This window comes from Streptomyces sp. NPDC006365 (assembly GCF_042870755.1).
GTDB classification, from domain to species: Bacteria; Actinomycetota; Actinomycetes; order Streptomycetales; family Streptomycetaceae; genus Streptomyces; species Streptomyces xiangluensis.
In genome coordinates, this window is the sequence record NZ_JBIAHS010000009.1 from 150,595 (window position 1) to 169,541 (window position 18,947).

Sequence of the window (18,947 nt, forward strand, 5' to 3'; positions counted from 1 at the left end):
CGTCAGAAAATAGGCTAGCTCCGCACCCCTGGACCGACAAGGCGGCGCGGCCTACGCTCCTGCCTACGATCTGACTAGTCGTCAGTTTTAGGCCTCTTGGGGGAGCCGTCGTGACTGATACCGCGCACGCCCTCGGTACCTCGCGCACCTTCTGGGAGCTCGTCGAACGTCGTGCCGCGCTCACGCCCGGCAGTCCCGTCCTCCTCCAGGACGACCGCACCCTCTCTTTCGAGGAGCTGCGATCGGGGGCGGAGCGGGCGGCTGCGGGCCTGTACGGCATGGGTGTGCGTCCCGGCACGGTCGTCGCCTGGCAGTTGCCCACGCGGATCGAGACGGTACTGCTGGCCATGGCCCTGGCGCGGCTCGGGGCCGTGCAGTCTCCGGTCATCCCCTTCTACCGGGACCGAGAAGTCGCCTTCGCGCTGCGGGAGTCCGGGGCCGCCTACTTCGCCGTGCCGGGCGAGTGGCGCGGTTTCGACCACACGGCGATGGCGCACCGCATCGGGGCGCGCGGCGTCTTCGAGGCGTACGACTCCCTGCCCGACGGCGATCCGGGCGTACTGCCCCCGCCGCCCTCCGCGGGCACCGAGGTGCGCTGGATCTACTGGACCTCGGGCACGACCTCCGACCCCAAGGGCGTGCTGCACACGGACCGGTCACTGATCGGGGGCGGGTCGTGTCTCGCGCACGCGCTGCATCTGTCGGCCGAGGACGTCGGCTCGATCGCGTTCCCCTTCGCGCACATCGGCGGCCCGGACTATCTGGTGATGCTGCTGCTGTACGGGTTTCCGGCGGTGCTCTTCGAGAAGTTCGCGCTGCCGGAGTCTCTGGAGGGGTATCGCAAGCACGGGGTGACCGTGGCGGGCGGGTCGACGGCGTTCTACTCGATGTTCCTCGCCGAGCAGCGAAAGCAGCCCGGCACTCCCGTCATCCCGACGCTGCGGCTGCTCGCGGGCGGCGGGGCGCCGAAGCCGCCCGAGGTGCACCACGCCGTCGTACGCGAGTTGGGGGTCCAGCTCACGCACGGGTACGGCATGACCGAGGTGCCGATGGTCACGATGGGGTCGCCGGACGACACTCCCGAGGACCTCGCGACGACCGAGGGGCGGCCTCCGGAGGGCATGGAGATACGGATCGTGGACGGCGAGGTGCGGCTGCGCGGAGAAGCCGTCTGCAAGGGCTATCTGGACGCTGCGCAGACCGCCGAGGCCTTCGACGAGGACGGTTTCCTCATCACCGGGGATCTCGGGCATCTCACGGAGAGCGGCCATCTGGTCCTCACCGGACGCCTGAAGGACGTCATCATCCGCAAGGGCGAGAACATCTCGGCCAAGGAGATCGAGGATCTGCTGCACCGGCATCCGGGCGTCGGCGACGCCGCGGTGATCGGGCTGCCGGACGCCGAGCGCGGGGAGCGGGTCTGTGCCGTGATCGAGGCGGCCGAACAGCCGCCGGGGGCTTCGGCGTTGACACTGGAGACGGTGACTTCGTATCTCCGCGCGGAAGGGCTGTCCGTGCACAAGCTGCCGGAGCAGCTGGAGGTGGTGGACGCCCTTCCGCGCAACGAGACGCTACGGAAGGTCCTCAAGTACAAGCTGAGGGAGCGTTTTTCGGGGTCGACTACTCCGGCACCGTGAAGTAGCGGGCGAAGGCGGTCACGACTTCCGGCTCGGTGATGCGGCCGTCGGCGTCCGTGTCGAGCGTGCCGGCCGCGGTGGTGGCGATGCCCTCGGGGACGCCCAGGACCTTGAGGACGCGCGCGGTCTCGTCGACCGTCACCGCGCCGTCCAGGTCGCTGTCGGCCACGGCGAGTACCGCGTCCAGGAACGGGCGGGCGATATCGGCGAATCGGTCCGGGTTGTCCCGCAGTCGCTTGACAGCGCCGTTCACGAACTCCTCGCGGGTGATCCGCTGGTCACCGTCCCGGTCCGCTATCCCGGCCATGCCCTGCCAGAAGGCCTCCGCTCCGATGTAGAGGGCCTGTCCTCTGTCGGACCGGGCCGTCGTATCGAACTCGGCGAGCAGCGCCTTGGCCGCCGCGCTGAAGTCCTCGCGGTCGATATAGCCGTTGCCGTCCTGGTCGAAGGTGGCGAACCGGGCGGCGATCCGTCGCTCGTACTCGGTGCTGACCATGTCTTTTCAGGCCGCCTTACACATCAGATGGGGTGCGTCTGGCAGGGAGCGTACGACGCCGGGGGCTCCCGAGGAGCGGAAAACGACGCTTGTGCCAAGACCGGGGGAATTCCGCGACAACGGCGTCGCGAAGTCTCAAGGGCGATATTTCGGGGGCGATCGACGTTCGCACGTGACGAAGATCACGCCGACAGAACCCGTCCGCAGGGGCTCGGCCCGGACGGGATCGGCCCGAAGGGCTTCACGCCGACAGTGGGCTCGACTCGTCGTCCACTGCCGCACCGACGTCCGGATAGACGTCGAAGAGGCGGCGAACGCCGAGGGCGCCGAGGACGCGGTTGACGTGCGAGCCGTCCACGGCTCCCTGGGCGGGGAGGATGAGGCGGAGGCGGCCCTGGCAGGAGCGGATCAGCCGGCGGGTGGCTATGAGTACGCCGACGCCGCTGGAGTCACAGAACAGCACTTCGGAGAGGTCGAGTACGAGGCTGCGGCGGCCGTCGGCCACGGCGTCGTGCACCCGCTGGCGCAGTACTGGTGACGTCACCAGATCCATCTCGCCCGTCACCTGGAGCACGGCCCAGCCGCCCTGCTCGCCGTCGGTCACCCTGAGCGTCACGCGCCTGCCTCTCCCTCGACGTGCTGACCTCTAATCGGGCCCGAACCGAGCCGCGAAAGGTCCCTGCAGATCCCGACCGGTCCTAAAAGTCCCGGGAACAGAAGCGGAAGTGATTCCTACACTTCCCTGGGTGCGCGGCTGCCCGGCCTTCGCTCCGTGAAACACCCGGATCCCGAAACGAATTGCGTCCCGGGCGCCCCGTTTCGGTCGTACGCGGTCTACTTCGATCCTGTCTGATCAGAACGAGAAAGGGTAGGCGCATGCACAGCGTAAGGAGAGCACTACCATCCGCGGCCCTCTCGGGAACGCGCATTGCCGTAAAGAGGAGTGCGCCCTCAGGGTCGCCGACTACATTCGGGAAGATGCCGGGGACGGGAAACTGACGAGAAACCGGTGAACAAGGGACAGGTGCCGGGCACGACCGGGGTGAGGGGGCCGCATGGCCGACAGGGACGCGCCGCCCCGCTGGGACCGCAAGATGCATCAGCGGCTCACACGGGGGGAGGCTGCCGCGCTCGGTGAGCTTTACGACCGCTTCTCTTCACTTGTGCACGCACTTGCCCATCGCGTACTCAAAGACGAACACGCCGCCGACAGCATCACCTGCGAGGTGTTCGCCCACGCCTGGGAGAACCCGGACGCGTACGACCCCAGGCAGGGCCCCCTCCGCTCCTGGATCGCCACGCTGACCCACCGTCTCGCCGTGCAGCGTCTGCGGGAGACGGAGACCGCCGCGCTCGCCGGGGGCGGCCCGGGCAGCACGGAGGAGCTGGAGCGCAGGGTGCGCCGCGCCTCGGTGGCCGCCCGCGCCGACTACATCGTCACGGCCATGCCCGCCCCGCTGCGCGCCGCCCTGGACCTGGCGTACGTACAGCGCCGCGACTACCGCCAGGCCGCCGCCGACCTGGACGTCACCGAGGACGAGGCCCGCCGCCGGCTGCGTCTCGGCCTCCAGCTGCTGGCCACCGCCCACGACAGCGGACCGTCCGGGGCACCGCCCGAAGAGGGGGATGGACGGTGACCGACGCGGACCACTTCGGGGCGCACGACGGGAACGAGAAGGACAACGACGCGCGGGCCGCGCACGGGGAGCACGACCCGCACGGGGAGCACCCGAAATCGGAGGAGGAGCACCACGGCCCTGTGAGTGCCCAGGGCGACGGCCCGCCGGGCCGTGACGGCGGTGACGGACCGCAGGGGCCGGGCGGTTCCAAGGGACACCGCAGCGGCCAGGAGCCGGAAGGGCCGCCGCGTATCCCCATGCCGCGTTCCTCCGTGGAGGACACCGGGCTGCCGCTGCCCGATCCGCCGCCGGCGCCGCTTCTGCTCGAACACCGGGTGCTCCAGTCGCTGCTCGGTGCCTGGGCGCTGACCGCGTGCTCGCCTCAGGAGACGGCGGCCGTGGAGGACCACCTCGGCCTCTGCGGAGCCTGCGCGGACGAGGCGCTGCGGCTGCGCGAGGCCGTCGGGCTGCTGCACAAGCCGGAGAGCCTCGACCTGGATCCGCGGCTGCGCACCCGGGTCCTCGACGCCTGCCTCGAGCGGCGCCCGCCCCGTATCCCGGTGCCCGAGTGGGCCGTCCCGTACGACGCGGAGGCCGCCCGGCTCGACGCGCTGCTCCAGGACTTCGGCGACGCCGAGTGGCACGCGCCCGTACGGCTGCACTGGTTCGAGGGCGACAAGCCCACGAGCCGGCGTACGACCGTCGCCAAGGTCATCGCCCACCTGCTGGTTGTCGACGGTCTCGTCGCCCTCGCCCTCGGCCTCGACGACCCGCTCGGCGACATCGGCGCCGACGCGCAGACCCCGGCGGACCGCACCGAGGCCTTCTGGCAGGCGGCGCACTTCCCGCACACCCGATCCGTACGCGGACCGTGGCGCGAGCAGAGCCACAACCTCGTGCGTACGGTGTCGTTCGCGGCCGGAGGCTCCGGGCAACTGTCCGTGCCGTACGGCGACTTCGAGCTGCCGTTGCAGGACGCGATGCTGGACCGGGCCTTCGAGTCCTGGGTGCACGCCGCGGACATCGCGGACGCCGTGGACTATCCGTACGAGCCGCCCGCCCCGCGGCAGCTGCACCGGATCATCGAACTCGGCGCCCGCAAGCTGCCCCACGCGCTGGCCGCCCGCCGCCGGGCGGGCCTGGCCGGGCCCGGCAGCGCGCGGCATCTCGTTCCGGCCGGTACGCCGGGCCGCAGCCTGCGCCTGGAGATCGAGGGCTCCGGCGGCGGCGAGTGGCTCATCCCGCTCGACTCCCCCGGCGCGCTGGCGTCCGCCGACCTCGAAGTGGCCCATGTGGCGCTCGACGGCGTCGAGTTCTGCCGCCTGGCGGCCGGCCATGTCTCACCCCTTGAGGCGGCGGCCGGGCAGAACGGGGACCGGGAGGCGATCAGGGACGTACTGTTCGCGGCGGCTTCGCTGAGCCGGATGTAGTCGGCTCAGGGCGCGTTCGGGTCAGGCGAAAACGACCGTCCGCCGTCCGTTCAGCAGGATCCGACGCTCCGCGTGCCATTTGACCGCCCGTGCCAGCGCCTGGCATTCGACATCGCGGCCCACGGCGACGAGCTGTTCCGGTGTGACCTCGTGGCCCACACGCTCGACCTCCTGCTCGATGATCGGGCCCTCGTCGAGGTCGGCCGTCACATAGTGCGCGGTGGCGCCGATGAGCTTCACGCCCCGCGCGTGCGCCTGATGGTACGGCTTCGCGCCCTTGAAGCTCGGCAGGAAGGAGTGGTGGATGTTGATGATCCGGCCGCTCAGCTGCTTGCACAGATCGTCGGAGAGCACCTGCATATAGCGGGCGAGGACGACCAGTTCGACCTTCTCCGCGCGCACGAGCTCCGCAAACTGCGCCTCGGCCTGCTGCTTCGTTTCCTTGGTGACCGGGATGTGGTGGAAGGGGATGTCGTACGAGGCGACGAGTTCGGCGAAGTCGGTGTGGTTGGACACCACGGCGGCGATCTCGACGGGCAGCGCACCGATCCGGGTGCGGAAGAGCAGATCGTTCAGGCAGTGGCCGAACTTGCTGACCATGAGGACGATGCGCATCTTGTCCTCGGCACGGCCCAGCTGCCAGTCCATCTGGAAGGAGTCACCGATCGCGGCGAAGCTGGCGCGCAGCTTGTCCAGGGTGACCGGCGGTTCCGCGGAGAAGTGGACCCGCATGAAGAACAGTCCCGTGTCGTGGTCGCCGAACTGCTGGCTGTCCTCGATGTTGCACCCGGTCATGAAGAGGTAGCTCGACACGGCGTGCACGATCCCCTTCTTGTCCGGGCAGGAAAGGGTCAGGACGTACTGGTCGGCGGCGGGCTCGGCCCCGCGGACGGACTGCTCGGTCATGCAGGCCAGGGTCCCATATCGGTACGACCCGGTGAGCACAGGTCCGCTTCACGGACGTCGGCTGGACATGCGGACGTACATGCGGACGTGCCGTCGTACGTACGGTCAGGCCGACCGCGTCATGATCCGGAGCACCTCGAGCGTGCGCGGCGGCGCGTCCGGGTCCTCCCCGTCGCTCGCCGCCATCCGCACATGTGCGTCCCGGGCGGCCCGTACGGCCTCCGGCCACGCCTGGTGGTCGAGGTATGCGGAGACGGGCGCGTCCGGGCCCACCTGGTGCATGATCCGCAGCACGCGCAGTACGGCGGTGTCGACGAGCGCCGCCTCCTGCGAGTCCCTGAAGATCGTGCCGACGTATTTCTCGGCGGACCAGTTGTCCAGCCAGGTGTCCTCGACGAGGCGGTACACGGCGTCGGTGACGTCGCCGTACCCGTCCACGCCCGCGAGCCAGACGTTCTGCTGGAAGCCGGGGTCGGAGAGCATGTGCAGCGCGGAGCGCACATTGCTGCGCCAGCGCCACCACGGCATGTCGTTGAGTGGCATGCCGCCCATGGTGGATGAGCGGCGGCCATGACGGGAAGACTTCTCCGAACCTTGCACGGTCACCGATCGTACGTTCCTGCCCCAATCCGTCCTCATGACCCCCCGCTATTCACCTTCGCGTTACCGAATGTTGAGCCAAGATCACGCGGGCATTTGGAATGTGGCGGAATCGTGCGTGTTCATGACCGGCAGGCGCAGCACCCCCACCTTTCTCCGCCCCCGACGCACCAGGGCCACCATGCTGTCCGCGGGCGCATTGGTGGCGAGTGCTTCCCTCGCCGCTGGCTGCGGGGTGGTCTCCGGGGTCACGGGGGGCTCCGGAGACGACACCGTGACCGTCATGACCATGGCGCCGGAGAACACCAAGGCGACGAACAAGCCTGGTATGCCCGCCATGGCGAAGGCCTATGCGCGCTGGGTCAACAAGGGCGGCGGCATCAACGGCCGCCGGCTGAACGTGATCACCTGCAACGAGCGCAACGACTCGGTGAGCGCCACCGAGTGCGCCCGGCGCGCGGTCAAGGAGGACGTCGTCGCGGTCGTGGGCTCGTACAGCCAGTACGGCCGTTCCTTCCTCTCCCCGCTGGAGGCGGCCGGCATCCCGTACATAGGTGGATACGGCCTGACCGACGACGAGTTCACCAGCCCGCTCTCCTATCCCGTCAACGGCGGCCAGCCCGCGCTGCTGGCCGGCCTCGGCCGGGAGCTCGCCAGGAACTGCGGCCCCGTCACCCTCGTACGCCCGGACACGATCGCCGGTGACGAGCTGCCGGTGCTGCTCGACTCCGGGCTCTCCGCAGGAAGGCACACGGAGGCCGGCGATCAGCGGGCCGCCGATGACGCCACGGAGTACTCGCGGCATGCCGAGCGGGCCGTCGAGCGGGCCACGTCCGACCCCACGGGCAAGAAGGGTTGCGTGGTGCCCGCGCTCGGCGACCGCACCAGCACTTTCATGGACTCCTTCCGGCGCATCGCCGACGAGTACCCGTCGGTGCGGACCGCGACCGTGCTCGGCAGCGTCGACCAGTCGGTGATCAACGCCACGGGCCGTACGTACGAGGGGTCGTACGTCACCGGCTGGTACCCCGCGTCGAGCGACGCGCGCTGGGACGCGATGCGCGATGTGATCCAGAAGGAAGCCTTCGGCGACAACCGCATCGACGCCTCGGACGCGGGCGTGCAGACCACGTGGATCGCGTACGAGGTCCTGAGGAAGACCATCGAGTCGCTGGGCGACGGTGAGGTGACCGCGCGCACCGTGCGGCGGGCACTCGACGACGGACTGAAGATCGAGACGGGCGGGCTGACGCCGACGTTGAGCTGGGCCTTCTCGGATCTGATCGCGGCGAGTGGGTTTCCGCGGGTCATCAACTCGAACGTGACCTTCCAGGTGGTGCGGAAGGGTCAGCTGGTGGCGGCTCGGAAGGGGTTCACCAACGTGTCTCGGATTCTGGAGAACGCGAGTTAGCTCCGCTGGTCGTGCGGGTGCGGGTGCGGGAGCGTTGGGGTGCGGGCCTTTGGGGGCGCGGGAAGGCGCAGGCTTTCGCTTTCAGGGGCGCCGGGCTGTGACATAGGCGGCTCCGCCGCGGGGCGCGACCAGCCACGACGGGCCTGCAGTCGCCCACGAACCCAACACCCCACCCCTGTAGGCGCCCCCGTCCAACCGCCGGAGGTCAAAGCTGGGTGGGCTGGCGTTCCGTCAGGCCGTAGGTCTGGGCGATGGAGTTCCAGAGCGGAGCGGCTTTGGCCTTCTGTGTGGTCGCGGTGCCGCTTTCGCGGTTGCCTGCCCGGGTCTGGGGTGTGGTGCGGGCCTTGCCCTTGGGGCAGCCCTTCTTGGCGGCTACCTGGTCGGCCCAGGCCGCGTAGTGGGTGTCCGCCGATGCGGAGGCCTTCCAGGCGCTGTTGAGCGCGGCGGTCAGCTCGGCGTGCTTCGGCAGCTTGTCGACGGAGAGGCCCGCGAGACGGGTGACCAGTCCGTTGCGCTGCTCGGCGGCGTTACGCAGATCGGTGGCGGCCTGGCCGAGATTGGTGCACGCCCGTACGTTGGCCACGGCCTTGATCACCGCGTCACGGCTGTCGTTGCTGTCCGCCAGGAGCTTGTCGAGTGCCACGGCCTGGGCCTTCGCCGGGTCGGCGGAGGCGGACGGGGACTCCTTCTCGGTGGGGGCCGTGGCGGCCGCGGTCTTGTTCTCGTCGCCGCCGTCGTCGCCTCCGCCGCTGAGCATGGCGCCCGCGCCGATGCCGAGCACGGCGATGCCCACGCCTACGGCGGCGATGAGGGGTATGCGGCCGCGGCCGCTGCCCGCCGAGCCGCGCTCACGCCGGGCGGCGCGTCCGCCGGGCGCCGCCTGCGGGTCGAACTGCGGCAGCTGCTGCGTGGCGTCCGGGCCGCCGGACGACTCCCGGAAGAGGTTGTCGAACTCGGCCGGCGGCTGCCGGTCGCCGGGCGCACCCGGCCGTATCCCATACGCCGCGTCTGCCCCTCCGGGCTGCGCGGGAACCGGCGGGATGTACTGCGTGGCCTGGGCGTCCGGGTCGGCGGCGGGCGGCATGGGTCCAACGCCCGCCCCTGCGGCCGTGGCTCCCGCGGCGGGCATCGGCCCGGGGCCGCCCTGTCGAACCCGGCCGAGGAACCGCGTCGCCTCGGCATCGGAGGGTGCCGGGGCCTCCGGCGGCAGAGCACCCGGGCTCACGGGAGGGATGTACTGGGTGGCACCCTCATCGCCGGGCGCCCCCGCTGCCCCGGACGCGACGGGCGGCAGGTACTGGGTGGCGCCTTCGTCCGCATCGGATGCGGGCGGCAGCGGCGCCGAGTGCCTGCCCGGCCCGACGGCCTGCGACTGCGCCGCGTGCTCGGCGGGAGGAAGGGGCGTGGAGCCGGCCCCCTGCGGGGCGGCGTGGCCGCTTCGAGTCTGCGGCCCACCCGGCATCCGCGGTGCCGCGTGCTCGGCGGGCGGCAGTGGCGCCGCCTGGCCATGGGGAGCCTGCGGCGTGCCGTACGCAGGTGGCGTCTGCGAACCCCCATAACCGCCGTCCGCCTGTTGAGCGGTGGGGCCGCCGGGCCCCTGCGGTTCCGGGTGCCGAGCCGAGGGAGGCGGCGCTGCCTGGCCCGACTGGGCCTGTGCGGAGCCGTAGCCACCAGGCGTCTGCGCGGCGGCCGGCTCGGCGGACCCCTGCGGGGCCCCATGCCTGCCGGCGCCCTGCGGTCCCGATTGGCCGGAGAAGTCCGACGAGGGGGCGTATCCGCCCGGCCCCGGTGCCCCGAATCCGTCCGTCCGCTGCGGCGCTCCGTACCCCTCCGTCCCCTGTGACGGCGGGGTCGGGCCCTCCGGAGAGAGCCCTCTCGTGTCAGCCGACGGTTGCGCCAGGTGAGTCGGTGCGTTCGCCTGAGGAGGCTGGTGCCCCCCTCCACTCGGCGCCGGCGGGGCGCCCCACTGGGGCGGGGCGTCGGCGTTCTGCGTCCCGTACTGCGGCGCCGGGGCGGAGCCCTGCGCTCCGTAATGCGACGCCTGGTCGGGGGACTGCGCTCCGTAACCCGCTGCTCCCTGGGCTCCGTATCCCGGCCCCTGGTCGCCGCCCCAGTTCGACGCGGAGTCGGACGGTGCACCCCAGGCTGGAGCCGGTGCACTCCCGTCCTGTGCCGGGCCCGGCCAACCCTGGCCCTCCCCCTCACGCCGGCCCTGGTCCTCCCCGTGGCCCTGGCCCTGGCCCTGGCCCGACGGAGCCTGCGGTGGCCGGCCGGGGCCCCAGGGCCGGTCCCAGGACTGGCCGCCCGCCGGCGTCGTGTGGTCCGGTGGGGTGCCCGGCAGCAGGGGGGCGCCGCCGTCGGACGGCAGCACGATGCCTTCGCGCGCGGGTCGCGGCGAGGGCTCGTCGCCCAGTCCGTTCTGCGTCACCGGGACTCCTACGAATGGGGGATCTACGGAATCGTCGGTTCACGCTACCGGGTCCCCACAATCCGATGCCACGCAGCTCAGGACGTGACCCTCGCCCCACCGCACGCCCTGTAACAGAATCGCCGCGCGGGACGCTGTTATTGACCCCCTCACGCCGCCGCTTGCAGGTCCAGCCGCGCTCCGAACTCCCGTACCACCGGCTCGTCCTGATACGGCTCCAGCCGCTGTTGGAAGTCCTCCAGGTACTCGGCGCCACGGTTGGAACGGAGCGTGTTGAGGAGTTCGACCGCCTTCATGCCCGTATGGCAGGCCTGTTCCACCTCACGCTGCTGCACCTGCGCGGTGGCCAGCAGGACGAACCCGATCGCGCGTCGCCGGGCGCGAGACTCCGGATGCCCGGCGAGGGACTCCTCCGCACACCGCGCGGCCGCCTGAGCCTGCCCGAGGTCCCGATGACAATGCGCCAACTCATCGGCCAGATACGCCTCGTCGAAGTGCGCGATCCACCGCGGGTCGTCCCCGGATGCGTCGTCGGCCGCCTCCATGGCGTTGACGGCCCGCCCTGATGCCACCTGGGCCGACCGTGCGTCACCCATGAGCGCGTGCCCCCGCGCCTCCGCGGCGTGGAACATCGCCTCCGCACGCGGCGTCACACGCCCGCGCGCCCCCTCCTGCGCCGCCCGCGCCAACTGCGCGATCTCCCGCGGATTCCCGAGCTGCGCGGCCAGGTGGCTCATGGACGCGGCCAGTACGTACCCGCCGTACCCGCGGTCGCCCGCCGCCTGCGCCAGCCGCAGCGCCTGGATGTAGTAGCGCTGCGCGAGCCCCGGCTGGCCGGTGTCGACGGCCATATAGCCCGCCAGCTCCGTCAATCGCGCGACCGCCGCGAACAGTTCACGCCCGACGGCTTCCCGGTACGAGCCCGCCAGCAGCCCGGAGACGACGCTGTTCAGGTAGTGCACGACCACCGGGCGCACGTGCCCGCTGCCGTGCTGGTGATCCAGATCCACCAGCGCCTGTGTCATCGCCTTCACGGCCGTCACGTCCGCCGACCCGACCCGCGGTCCCGCCGAGCGCGCCACCTGTGCGTCCGGCGAGGAGATCAGCCAGTCGCGGCTCGGCTCGACGAGCGCGGAGGCGGCGACGGACGAACCGGACAGGAAGTCCCGCCGCCCCACGTCGCTGCGCCACAGCTCGCAGACCTGCTCTATGGCGCCGAGGACGGTCGGTGAGAACTGCAGGCCCACTCCGGAGGCGAGGTTCTTGCCGTTCGCCATCCCGATCTCGTCGATCGTGACCGTGCGGCCCAGCTTGCGGCCCAGCGCCTCGGCGATGATGGCCGGCGCCCGACCGCGTGGCTGCTGTCCGCGCAGCCAGCGCGCCACGGACGTTTTGTCGTAGCGCAGATCGAGACCGTGTTCCGCGCCGCACATATTGACCCGGCGGGCCAGCCCGGCGTTCGAGCAGCCCGCTTCCTGGATGAGCGCCTGCAGTCGTTCGTTCGGCTGCCTTGCGACGAGCGGCCTTGCGGCCATGGCGTACCCCCTGTGGCTACGGTGCCTGCCCACGCACCGAGTAGACGTGTCCTCAGCGGCCGCAACCTCGGGCTTCCGTGAAAGGAGCGGAAAGTTCCGGCCTCGAAGATCAATGCCCCGCCGACATACCGAAGATGCGGGACATATGAGGATTGCCGGGGTAATGGCTGGTGCCGTCCCCCACACGTGGCTACCCAGCCCCCGCTGCCGTTGCCCGTGCGCGCCCCCACCCATGCATCCATGCGCCCCACGTGCGAAAACGGTGCTCCCCCACCGCGCACGTCGGGGCCGTAACGCCAGGTGGGTGCGGGAGTTGAGTTGAGCATGGAAGAGACGATCACGAGCACCGAAACCGCACGGATCCCCAAGCAGCGCGGAGAGACTCTGCAGGACATCGTCGTGCGCTATGCCGAGGAGCGCCACTGGGACGTGTTTCCCGGCACCTGGCTGGAAGCCGTGGACGGGGTGCAGCGCTGCTCGTGCGGCGAGCCCTCCTGCATCGCACCCGGCGCACATCCGGCGCGGGAGGACTGGCCGACGCAGGCGACGGGCAGTGCGACCGTTGCGCGGCGGCTGTGGGCCAAGCAGCCGACTGCTTCGATCCTGCTGCCCACGGGGCGTACGTTCGACGCGATTTCCGTTCCGGAGACCGCGGGGTTTCTTGCGCTGGCCCGGATGAAGCGGATGGAGCTGTCGCTGGGGCCGGTGACCTGTACTCCCGATAGGCGGGTGCAGTTCTTTGTGCTGCCGGGGGCCACGGCGAAAGTGCCTGATCTTGTACGGAAGTTGGGGTGGCCGCTTGCCTCGCTCGATCTGGACGTGCTCGGGGAGGGCACGTATGTGGCCGCGCCGCCTACGCGGTTCGGGGCGCACGGGCGGGTCCAGTGGGCCTGCCGGCCCACGCCGGCCAACCGGTGGTTGCCCGACGCGGAGGAGTTGATCTCGCCTATCGCATACGCGTGTGGGCGGGATGTGCGGCGGTCGCTCCGCGGCTAGGTGGTACGGCGGGAGCCGCAAATCGACAACAGCCCCGCGCCCCTTACGGGGGCACTGCCCCGTCCCTTGCATACCTGCCTGCGAGTCATGGTCGGCCCGTATCGTGCACCCCATGACCGAGGGAGCCAGGGTGGGCGAAGTCGCCGTGCGGGTGCAGGGGTTGTGGAAGCGGTTCGGGGAGCAGGTTGCTGTCGCGGGGGTTGATCTGGAGTTGCCCGCGGGGCGCTTCATCGGGCTGGTCGGACCCAACGGGGCCGGGAAGACCACCACATTGTCGATGGTGACCGGGCTGTTGCGGCCCGACCAGGGGTCCGTCGAGGTGGTCGGGCACGACGTGTGGCGGGATCCGGCTCAGGTCAAGGCCCGTATCGGGGTTCTGCCCGAGGGGCTGCGGCTGTTCGAGCGGCTGTCGGGGCGGGAACTCCTCGCGTACACCGGGCGGTTGCGGGGGCTGCCCGGTGCCGAGGTCGACAAGCGGGCCACTCAGCTCCTGGACGTACTCGACCTGGCCGGTGCCCAGCACAAGCTCGTCGTCGACTACTCGACCGGGATGCGGAAGAAGATAGCCCTCGCCTCCGCACTCCTCCACAACCCCGAAGTCCTCTTCCTGGACGAGCCGTTCGAGGGCGTCGACCCCGTCTCCGCGCAGACCATCCGTGGCGTCCTGGAGCGTTACACCGCCTCCGGCGCCACCGTCGTCTTCTCCTCCCACGTCATGGAGCTGGTCGAGTCGCTGTGCGACTGGGTCGCCGTGATGGCCGCGGGCCGCATCCGCGCCCATGGCACGCTCGCCGAGGTGCGCGGCACGGAGCGCTCCCTCCAGCAGGCGTTCCTCGAACTCGTCGGCGCGAACGGCCGCGACACCGGTTCCGACCTCGACTGGCTGGGCGGCGGCGCCCGATGACCGCGGCCACTTCCGTCGAATCGGTAACCCCCGTCTTCGTACGCCTGAAGCTGTCCCTGCTGCGCAACGGTCTGCGGCAGTCGACCGGACGGCGGGCCGCGTACGTCGCGTCGATCGTCTTCACCCTGCTCTTCGCCGCGCTCCAGCTCATCGGCCTGATCGCGCTGCGCGGCAACACGCACGCGGCGAGCGTCACCGTGCTGCTCACCGCCATCCTGGCGCTCGGCTGGGCCGTGATACCCCTGTTCTTCCCCGGTGGTGACGAGACGCTCGACCCCACCCGCCTGGTGATGCTGCCGCTGCGCCCGCGCCCGCTCGTGCGTGCCCTGCTGGTGGCCTCGCTGGTCGGTATCGGGCCGCTGTTCACGCTGTGCATGTTCGCCGGCTCCGTGATCGCGATGGCGCACGGCGTGGCCGCGTACGTCACCGGGGTCGTCGCGATCGTCCTCGCGCTGCTCATCTGCGTGGCCCTCGCGCGTGCCGTCGCCGCGGCCAACGTCCGGCTGCTGACCAGCCGTAAGGGCCGCGATCTCGCCGTGCTGAGCGGCCTGGTGATCGCCGTGGGGGCACAGCTCGTCAACTTCGGTGCGCAGAAGCTCGGTTCCTCGGGCCTGTCCACACTGGATCCGGCGGCCGAGGTGCTGCGCTGGGTGCCGCCCGCCTCGGCGATCGGCGCGGTGGACTCGGTGAGTGAGGGCTCGTACGCCACTGGAGTCGCCCAAATCGCCCTGAGCACCGGAGCGTTGGTGGGTCTGCTGGCACTCTGGCAGCGGAGTCTGACCCGGCTGATGACCTCGCCGGACGGTTCCACGCTCCAGGCCGCCGAGCCCACGCGGGACACGGCGGGCCGCTCGTCCGGCCTGTCCCGGCTGCTGCCCGCCGGGCGCACGGGCACGGTCATGGAGCGCAGCCTGCGGTATGTGTGGCGCGATCCGAAGACGAAGGCCGCGTGGGTGACCTCGCTCGCGATCGGGCTGATCGTGCCGGTGTTCAACGCGCTGCAGGGCACCGGCTCGATCTACTTCGCCTGCTTCGCGGCCGGGATGCTCGGGATCCTGATGTACAACCAGTTCGGGCAGGACACGTCCGCGTTCTGGATGGTCGCGCTGACCATTTCGTCGACGCGGGACGCGTATGTCGAGCTGCGGGGGCGGGCGTTGGCGCTGCTGCTGATCACGCTCCCGTACGCGACCCTCGTGACGGTCCTGACCACGGCGATGCTCGGCGACTGGCCCGCCCTGCCAGAGGTACTGGGCCTGTCCTTCGCGTTGCTCGGCGCGATGCTGGCCACCGGGGCCTGGTCCTCCGCGCGCTTCCCTTATTCGATCCCGCAGGAGGGCTACAAGAACGTGGCCCCCGGCCAGGCGGGCCTCGCCTGGATCTCCATCTTCGGCGGCATGGTCGCGGCGGCCCTGCTGTGCGCACCGGTCATCGCACTCACGATCTGGCTGAATGCGTCGGCGAGCGGCGAGGACTGGACGTGGCTGCTGCTGCCGCTGGGGACCGCGTACGGGGCGGGGATCACCCTGCTGGGGCTGCGACTGGCCGCACCACGGACGGCAGCGCGGCTGCCGGAGATCCTGGCGGCGGTCAGCAAAGGGTGAGGCGAGGGTGCGATCAGGGATGCGTCAGGAGTGAACCCGAGGGGCTCATCCCTGAGCACTCGTCGCCTCACCCCGTGAGCACCCCGTCCAAAAACGGTTCGATCGCCCCCCGCCAAGCCTCCGGCTGGTCGTAGTGCACGAGGTGGCCGGCGTCGGCGACCTCCGCGTACTGGCCGTGGGGGAGGACTCGGACCATCTCCTGGGACTCGGCGCGGCCGAGTTCGCCGTCGAGGCCGCGTACGACGAGGGCGGGGCAGCGGACCTGGGCCAGTTCCTCCCAGTGCGCGTCGTAGACCCAGGTCTCGCGGGACTTGAGCATCTGTGCGGGCTCGAAGACGGGGCGCCAGCCGTCGTCGGACTCGGCCATGACCTCTGCGTAGAACTCGCCACGGGACGGGTTCGGGCGCTCCACCCAGGGGTCGTCCTCGCCGAACCACTTGCGGACGTCGGCGAGCGTGGCGAAGGGGACGGGCCAGGACTTGAACCATTCCTCCCATTCGCGCTGTGAGGCCACGCCGAGCGCGGAGGCCCGCATATCGCAGATGATCAGGCCGCGGACGAGGTCGGGGCGCTTCGCGGCGAGCTGCCAGGCGGTCAGCGCGCCCATGGAGTGGCCGATCAGGACGGCCGGGGCGAGGCCGAGCTGTTCGAGCGCGGCCTCGGCGTCCTCGACGTACGCGTCACGTGTGTACGGGCCCTCGGGGGGCTTGTCGCTCTGGCCGTGACCGCGCTGGTCGAGTGCGACGGCGCGATGCCGCTCGGAGAGCCAGCGGGCGGTGGACGCCCAGTGCGAGGCACGGCCCATCAGGCCGTGCAGTAACAGCACGCCCGGCGATCGCTCGATCTCCCCGGTCTTGGGAGGATCGGCGAACTCCCAGGCGGCAAGGCGTACGCCGTCCGCTCCGGTCACGTCGATGCGCCGCACCATACGTTGGCACCCCCCTTGATCCACTCGGCCCGCTCGTCCCGCACGAGTGGCCGCTGGGCTCGTACTGACTCGTCGTGCCGCTGCTCCTGTTGGTTGCGCTTGCTGGTTGTGCTTTGTGCCGTGGGCTGTGCCCGTTGCTTGTTCCAGCGTCCCGTGCGGTGGTTCCGTCACCACGCTATCGAATACGCGTTCGGAAACGCGTCCTCTGCACGGTAACACCCCTCGTTCGAGTGACCTCGTTCAGTGATTGATCGCCGCCGCTGAGGGGAGATCTTCAGCGGGAGGCGGGCCGCTCGGGGAAATCGGTCCGCAGGGGATGACCCTGAGAGCTCGGGGCTCCGGGTCAGCACAGGGGAGGACAGGCCCCGGCGCCGCAGGGCGCCGGGGCCCTCGAACATTCCATGGCGCATATGCCTCCCCCTCCTCCCAGAGACAGACTTACACGCAACCCATGAATGCGCTGCGCTTCGGAACAGTCAACTGCCCGCAAAGAAAGGCGAGTTGGCAGTCGTGTCAGGTCGGGTCATCGATGGCTTCGATGCTTGTGGTGCGTCCGGCCACCCCAGTGGCATGGGTGAACCGACCGGGCCCCACCCCCCGCCGATCGGCGCCCGGGGCAACCTCCCCACGCCGGAGTCGCCCCTTCGGCCGACCCTGCGAGGAGGTTGGAACCCTAACCCGTCCGATCACTCGGCGTCAGCGCTTCGCTACGAAAACATGTGAGGCGGTGTCCGCCTCCAGCTCGGCCGCCTCGCCGCCGCTGCCCACCAGGACGCCGCCCGCCGACTCCGTCACGCTGACCACCGAGCCGGGCTGCACCCCGGCCCGCCGCAGCGTGTACATCAACTGGGCGTCCGTCTGGATGGGCTCACCGATGCGGCGTACGACGACCGTCTTGCCATCGGTCCCGGGGTCCAGGTCGGCCAGCGAGACCATGCCCTCGTCCAGGAACGGGTCGGCGCCGTCCTTCTCGCCCAGCTCCTCCAGGCCCGGGATCGGATTCCCGTACGGCGACTCGGTCGGGTGGCGCAGCAGCTCCAGTACGCGGCGCTCGACCGCCTCGCTCATCACGTGCTCCCAGCGGCAGGCCTCGGCGTGCACCTGCTCCCACTCCAGACCGATCACGTCGACGAGCAGGCACTCCGCGAGGCGGTGCTTGCGCATCACGCGCGTGGCCAGCCGACGGCCCTCGTCCGTGAGCTCCAGATGCCGGTCAGTGGCGACCGCCACCAGACCGTCGCGCTCCATCCGCGCCACCGTCTGGCTGACCGTCGGCCCGCTCTGGTCGAGCCGCTCGGCGATCCGGGCGCGCATAGGGACCACACCTTCCTCCTCCAGCTCGAGGATGGTGCGGAGATACATCTCCGTGGTGTCGATCAGTCCGGACATACGTGCCCCTTGATGAGATCTGCCGGAGGCTGAGTGGCTCACCGGCGTGTGCGCTGGCCCTGACGTCAATTCTGACGCATCGGACTGACAACCGTGCCGCGCGGGCGAAAGCAGGGGGTTACGGATTCGCCGTGGCGGGTATGGGACCGTCTCCGTGCCCGGCCTGCTCGCCCGTATTGACAGCGCACTGGTCCAGACCGCAACGTGATCCGCGGCACGATCGGGAAGAACGACTGTGGCGGGGCGGCGGTTCAGTGACTCCCCGACGGACTCAGCGACGCGACTTCGAAGGGGCTTCGCCGGTGACGATCAGTGGGAGCGAGCTGGGCGGGCGATTCTTCGATGCCGCGATCGGCCTCCTGGAGCGGGTGCGGGACGAGGAGGCCGAGGGCATCGCGGCCGCCGGGACGCTGATCGCCGACACGGTCGCCGCCGAGGGGAGGCTGTTCGCCTTCGGCGCCGGACACTCCTCGCTGGCCGCGCAGGAGATCGTCTACCGAGCGGGCGGCCTCGCGCTCATGAACCTGCTCGGCGTACCGGGCGCCGTCGGCGTGGACGTCATGCCGGCCACACTCGGCTCCGCCCTGGAACGCGTCGACGGCCTCGCGGGCGTCGTCCTCGACTCCAGCCCCGCGCGCGCGGGAGACCTCCTCGTGATCATCTCCCTCTCCGGACGCAACCCCCTCCCCGTCGAGATGGCCATGAACGCCCGGGCCAAGGGCCTCAAGGTCATCGGGGTCACGTCGGTCGCGTACGCCTCCGAGACGAAGTCCCGGCATGTTTCGGGTACGTACCTGAAGGACCACTGCGACATCGTCCTCGACTCGAAGATCGCGGTCGGCGACGCGGAACTCACCCTCGACACCGTCCCCGCCCCCTTCGCCCCCACCTCCGGCATCGTCACGTCGGCGCTCCTCCAGGCGGTCATGGCCACGGCGGCCGGCGCTCTCGCGGACCGCGGCATCGAGCCCCCGCTCCTGCGCTCGGGGAACGTGGACGGGGGCCACGAATGGAACGCCCGCGTCTTCGAGGAATACGCGGACCGGATCTTCTACCGGCAGTGA

Annotated in this window: 16 protein-coding genes; 8 read left to right on the plus strand and 8 right to left on the minus strand. The window is 70.6% G+C overall.

The window, feature by feature from the left end; translation table 11 throughout:
• Window positions 1-110 precede the first annotated feature (110 nt).
• Window positions 111-1,637, plus strand: coding sequence for a class I adenylate-forming enzyme family protein (locus tag ACFYO0_RS24895; protein WP_388679848.1), 1,527 nt, complete (start codon window positions 111-113; stop codon window positions 1,635-1,637).
• Here the strand turns inward: ACFYO0_RS24895 and ACFYO0_RS24900 are convergent.
• The gene (locus ACFYO0_RS24900) at window positions 1,621-2,133 is read right to left on the minus strand and encodes an EF-hand domain-containing protein (RefSeq protein ID WP_388679850.1); all 513 of its coding nucleotides are present in this window, start codon (window positions 2,131-2,133) and stop codon (window positions 1,621-1,623) included. The genes ACFYO0_RS24895 and ACFYO0_RS24900 overlap by 17 nt on opposite strands.
• 241 nt (window positions 2,134-2,374) lie before the next feature.
• Window positions 2,375-2,749, minus strand: a complete 375-nt coding sequence (locus tag ACFYO0_RS24905; RefSeq protein ID WP_344394351.1) for an STAS domain-containing protein — start codon at window positions 2,747-2,749, stop codon at window positions 2,375-2,377.
• Window positions 2,750-3,188: 439 nt separating this feature from the next.
• On the opposite strand from ACFYO0_RS24905, the gene ACFYO0_RS24910 reads away from it, so the two are divergent.
• Together ACFYO0_RS24910 and ACFYO0_RS24915 are read left to right on the plus strand one after the other, a co-directional pair.
• On the plus strand, window positions 3,189-3,770 hold the full coding sequence (locus ACFYO0_RS24910; protein ID WP_388679852.1) for an RNA polymerase sigma factor: 582 nt from the start codon (window positions 3,189-3,191) through the stop codon (window positions 3,768-3,770).
• A 122-nt stretch (window positions 3,771-3,892) separates the two neighbouring features.
• The gene (locus ACFYO0_RS24915) at window positions 3,893-5,182 is read left to right on the plus strand and encodes an MDMPI N domain containing protein (RefSeq protein WP_388680363.1); all 1,290 of its coding nucleotides are present in this window, start codon (window positions 3,893-3,895) and stop codon (window positions 5,180-5,182) included.
• Window positions 5,183-5,203: 21 nt separating this feature from the next.
• Here the strand turns inward: ACFYO0_RS24915 and purU are convergent, their stop codons facing one another.
• The gene (gene purU, locus ACFYO0_RS24920) at window positions 5,204-6,088 is read right to left on the minus strand and encodes a formyltetrahydrofolate deformylase (protein WP_388679855.1); all 885 of its coding nucleotides are present in this window, start codon (window positions 6,086-6,088) and stop codon (window positions 5,204-5,206) included.
• Between the two features lie 105 nt (window positions 6,089-6,193).
• Window positions 6,194-6,694 carry a hypothetical protein gene (locus tag ACFYO0_RS24925; RefSeq protein ID WP_344394355.1) on the minus strand — a complete coding sequence of 167 codons (501 nt, stop codon included), beginning with the start codon at window positions 6,692-6,694 and terminating at the stop codon, window positions 6,194-6,196.
• A gap of 118 nt (window positions 6,695-6,812) precedes the next feature.
• Between ACFYO0_RS24925 and ACFYO0_RS24930 the strand changes: the two genes are divergently transcribed.
• On the plus strand, window positions 6,813-8,099 hold the full coding sequence (locus ACFYO0_RS24930; protein WP_388679859.1) for an ABC transporter substrate-binding protein: 1,287 nt from the start codon (window positions 6,813-6,815) through the stop codon (window positions 8,097-8,099).
• A 205-nt stretch (window positions 8,100-8,304) separates the two neighbouring features.
• Here the strand turns inward: ACFYO0_RS24930 and ACFYO0_RS24935 are convergent, their stop codons facing one another.
• Both ACFYO0_RS24935 and ACFYO0_RS24940 read right to left on the minus strand, forming a co-directional pair.
• Window positions 8,305-9,999 (minus strand): hypothetical protein, encoded by a 1,695-nt coding sequence (locus ACFYO0_RS24935; protein WP_388680366.1) that lies wholly within the window; start codon window positions 9,997-9,999, stop codon window positions 8,305-8,307.
• 677 nt (window positions 10,000-10,676) lie between these two features.
• Complete coding sequence (locus tag ACFYO0_RS24940) at window positions 10,677-12,062, minus strand: transcriptional regulator (RefSeq protein ID WP_388679862.1); 1,386 nt, start codon at window positions 12,060-12,062, stop codon at window positions 10,677-10,679.
• Between the two features lie 324 nt (window positions 12,063-12,386).
• Here ACFYO0_RS24940 and ACFYO0_RS24945 point away from each other — a divergent pair, with 324 nt between their 5' ends.
• The 3 genes from ACFYO0_RS24945 (at window position 12,387) to ACFYO0_RS24955 (ending at window position 15,566) form a co-directional block, all read left to right on the plus strand.
• Window positions 12,387-13,058: a bifunctional DNA primase/polymerase gene (locus ACFYO0_RS24945; RefSeq protein WP_388679865.1), complete on the plus strand. Its 672-nt coding sequence runs from the start codon at window positions 12,387-12,389 to the stop codon at window positions 13,056-13,058.
• A 112-nt stretch (window positions 13,059-13,170) separates the two neighbouring features.
• Window positions 13,171-13,962: an ABC transporter ATP-binding protein gene (locus ACFYO0_RS24950; protein WP_388679868.1), complete on the plus strand. Its 792-nt coding sequence runs from the start codon at window positions 13,171-13,173 to the stop codon at window positions 13,960-13,962.
• A complete protein-coding gene (locus ACFYO0_RS24955; protein WP_388679871.1) occupies window positions 13,959-15,566 on the plus strand; it encodes a transporter in 1,608 nt (535 codons plus the stop codon). Before ACFYO0_RS24950 ends, ACFYO0_RS24955 begins: the two co-directional genes overlap by 4 nt.
• Before the next feature lie 67 nt (window positions 15,567-15,633).
• On the opposite strand, the gene ACFYO0_RS24960 is transcribed toward ACFYO0_RS24955, so the two are convergent.
• Together ACFYO0_RS24960 and ACFYO0_RS24965 are read right to left on the minus strand one after the other, a co-directional pair.
• Window positions 15,634-16,494: an alpha/beta fold hydrolase gene (locus ACFYO0_RS24960; RefSeq protein ID WP_388679874.1), complete on the minus strand. Its 861-nt coding sequence runs from the start codon at window positions 16,492-16,494 to the stop codon at window positions 15,634-15,636.
• Between the two features lie 696 nt (window positions 16,495-17,190).
• Window positions 17,191-17,883 (minus strand): metal-dependent transcriptional regulator, encoded by a 693-nt coding sequence (locus tag ACFYO0_RS24965; RefSeq protein WP_388679876.1) that lies wholly within the window; start codon window positions 17,881-17,883, stop codon window positions 17,191-17,193.
• Window positions 17,884-18,191: 308 nt separating this feature from the next.
• Here ACFYO0_RS24965 and ACFYO0_RS24970 point away from each other — a divergent pair, with 308 nt between their 5' ends.
• Entirely contained in the window at window positions 18,192-18,947 is a 756-nt protein-coding gene (locus tag ACFYO0_RS24970; protein ID WP_388680369.1) for an SIS domain-containing protein, read from the plus strand.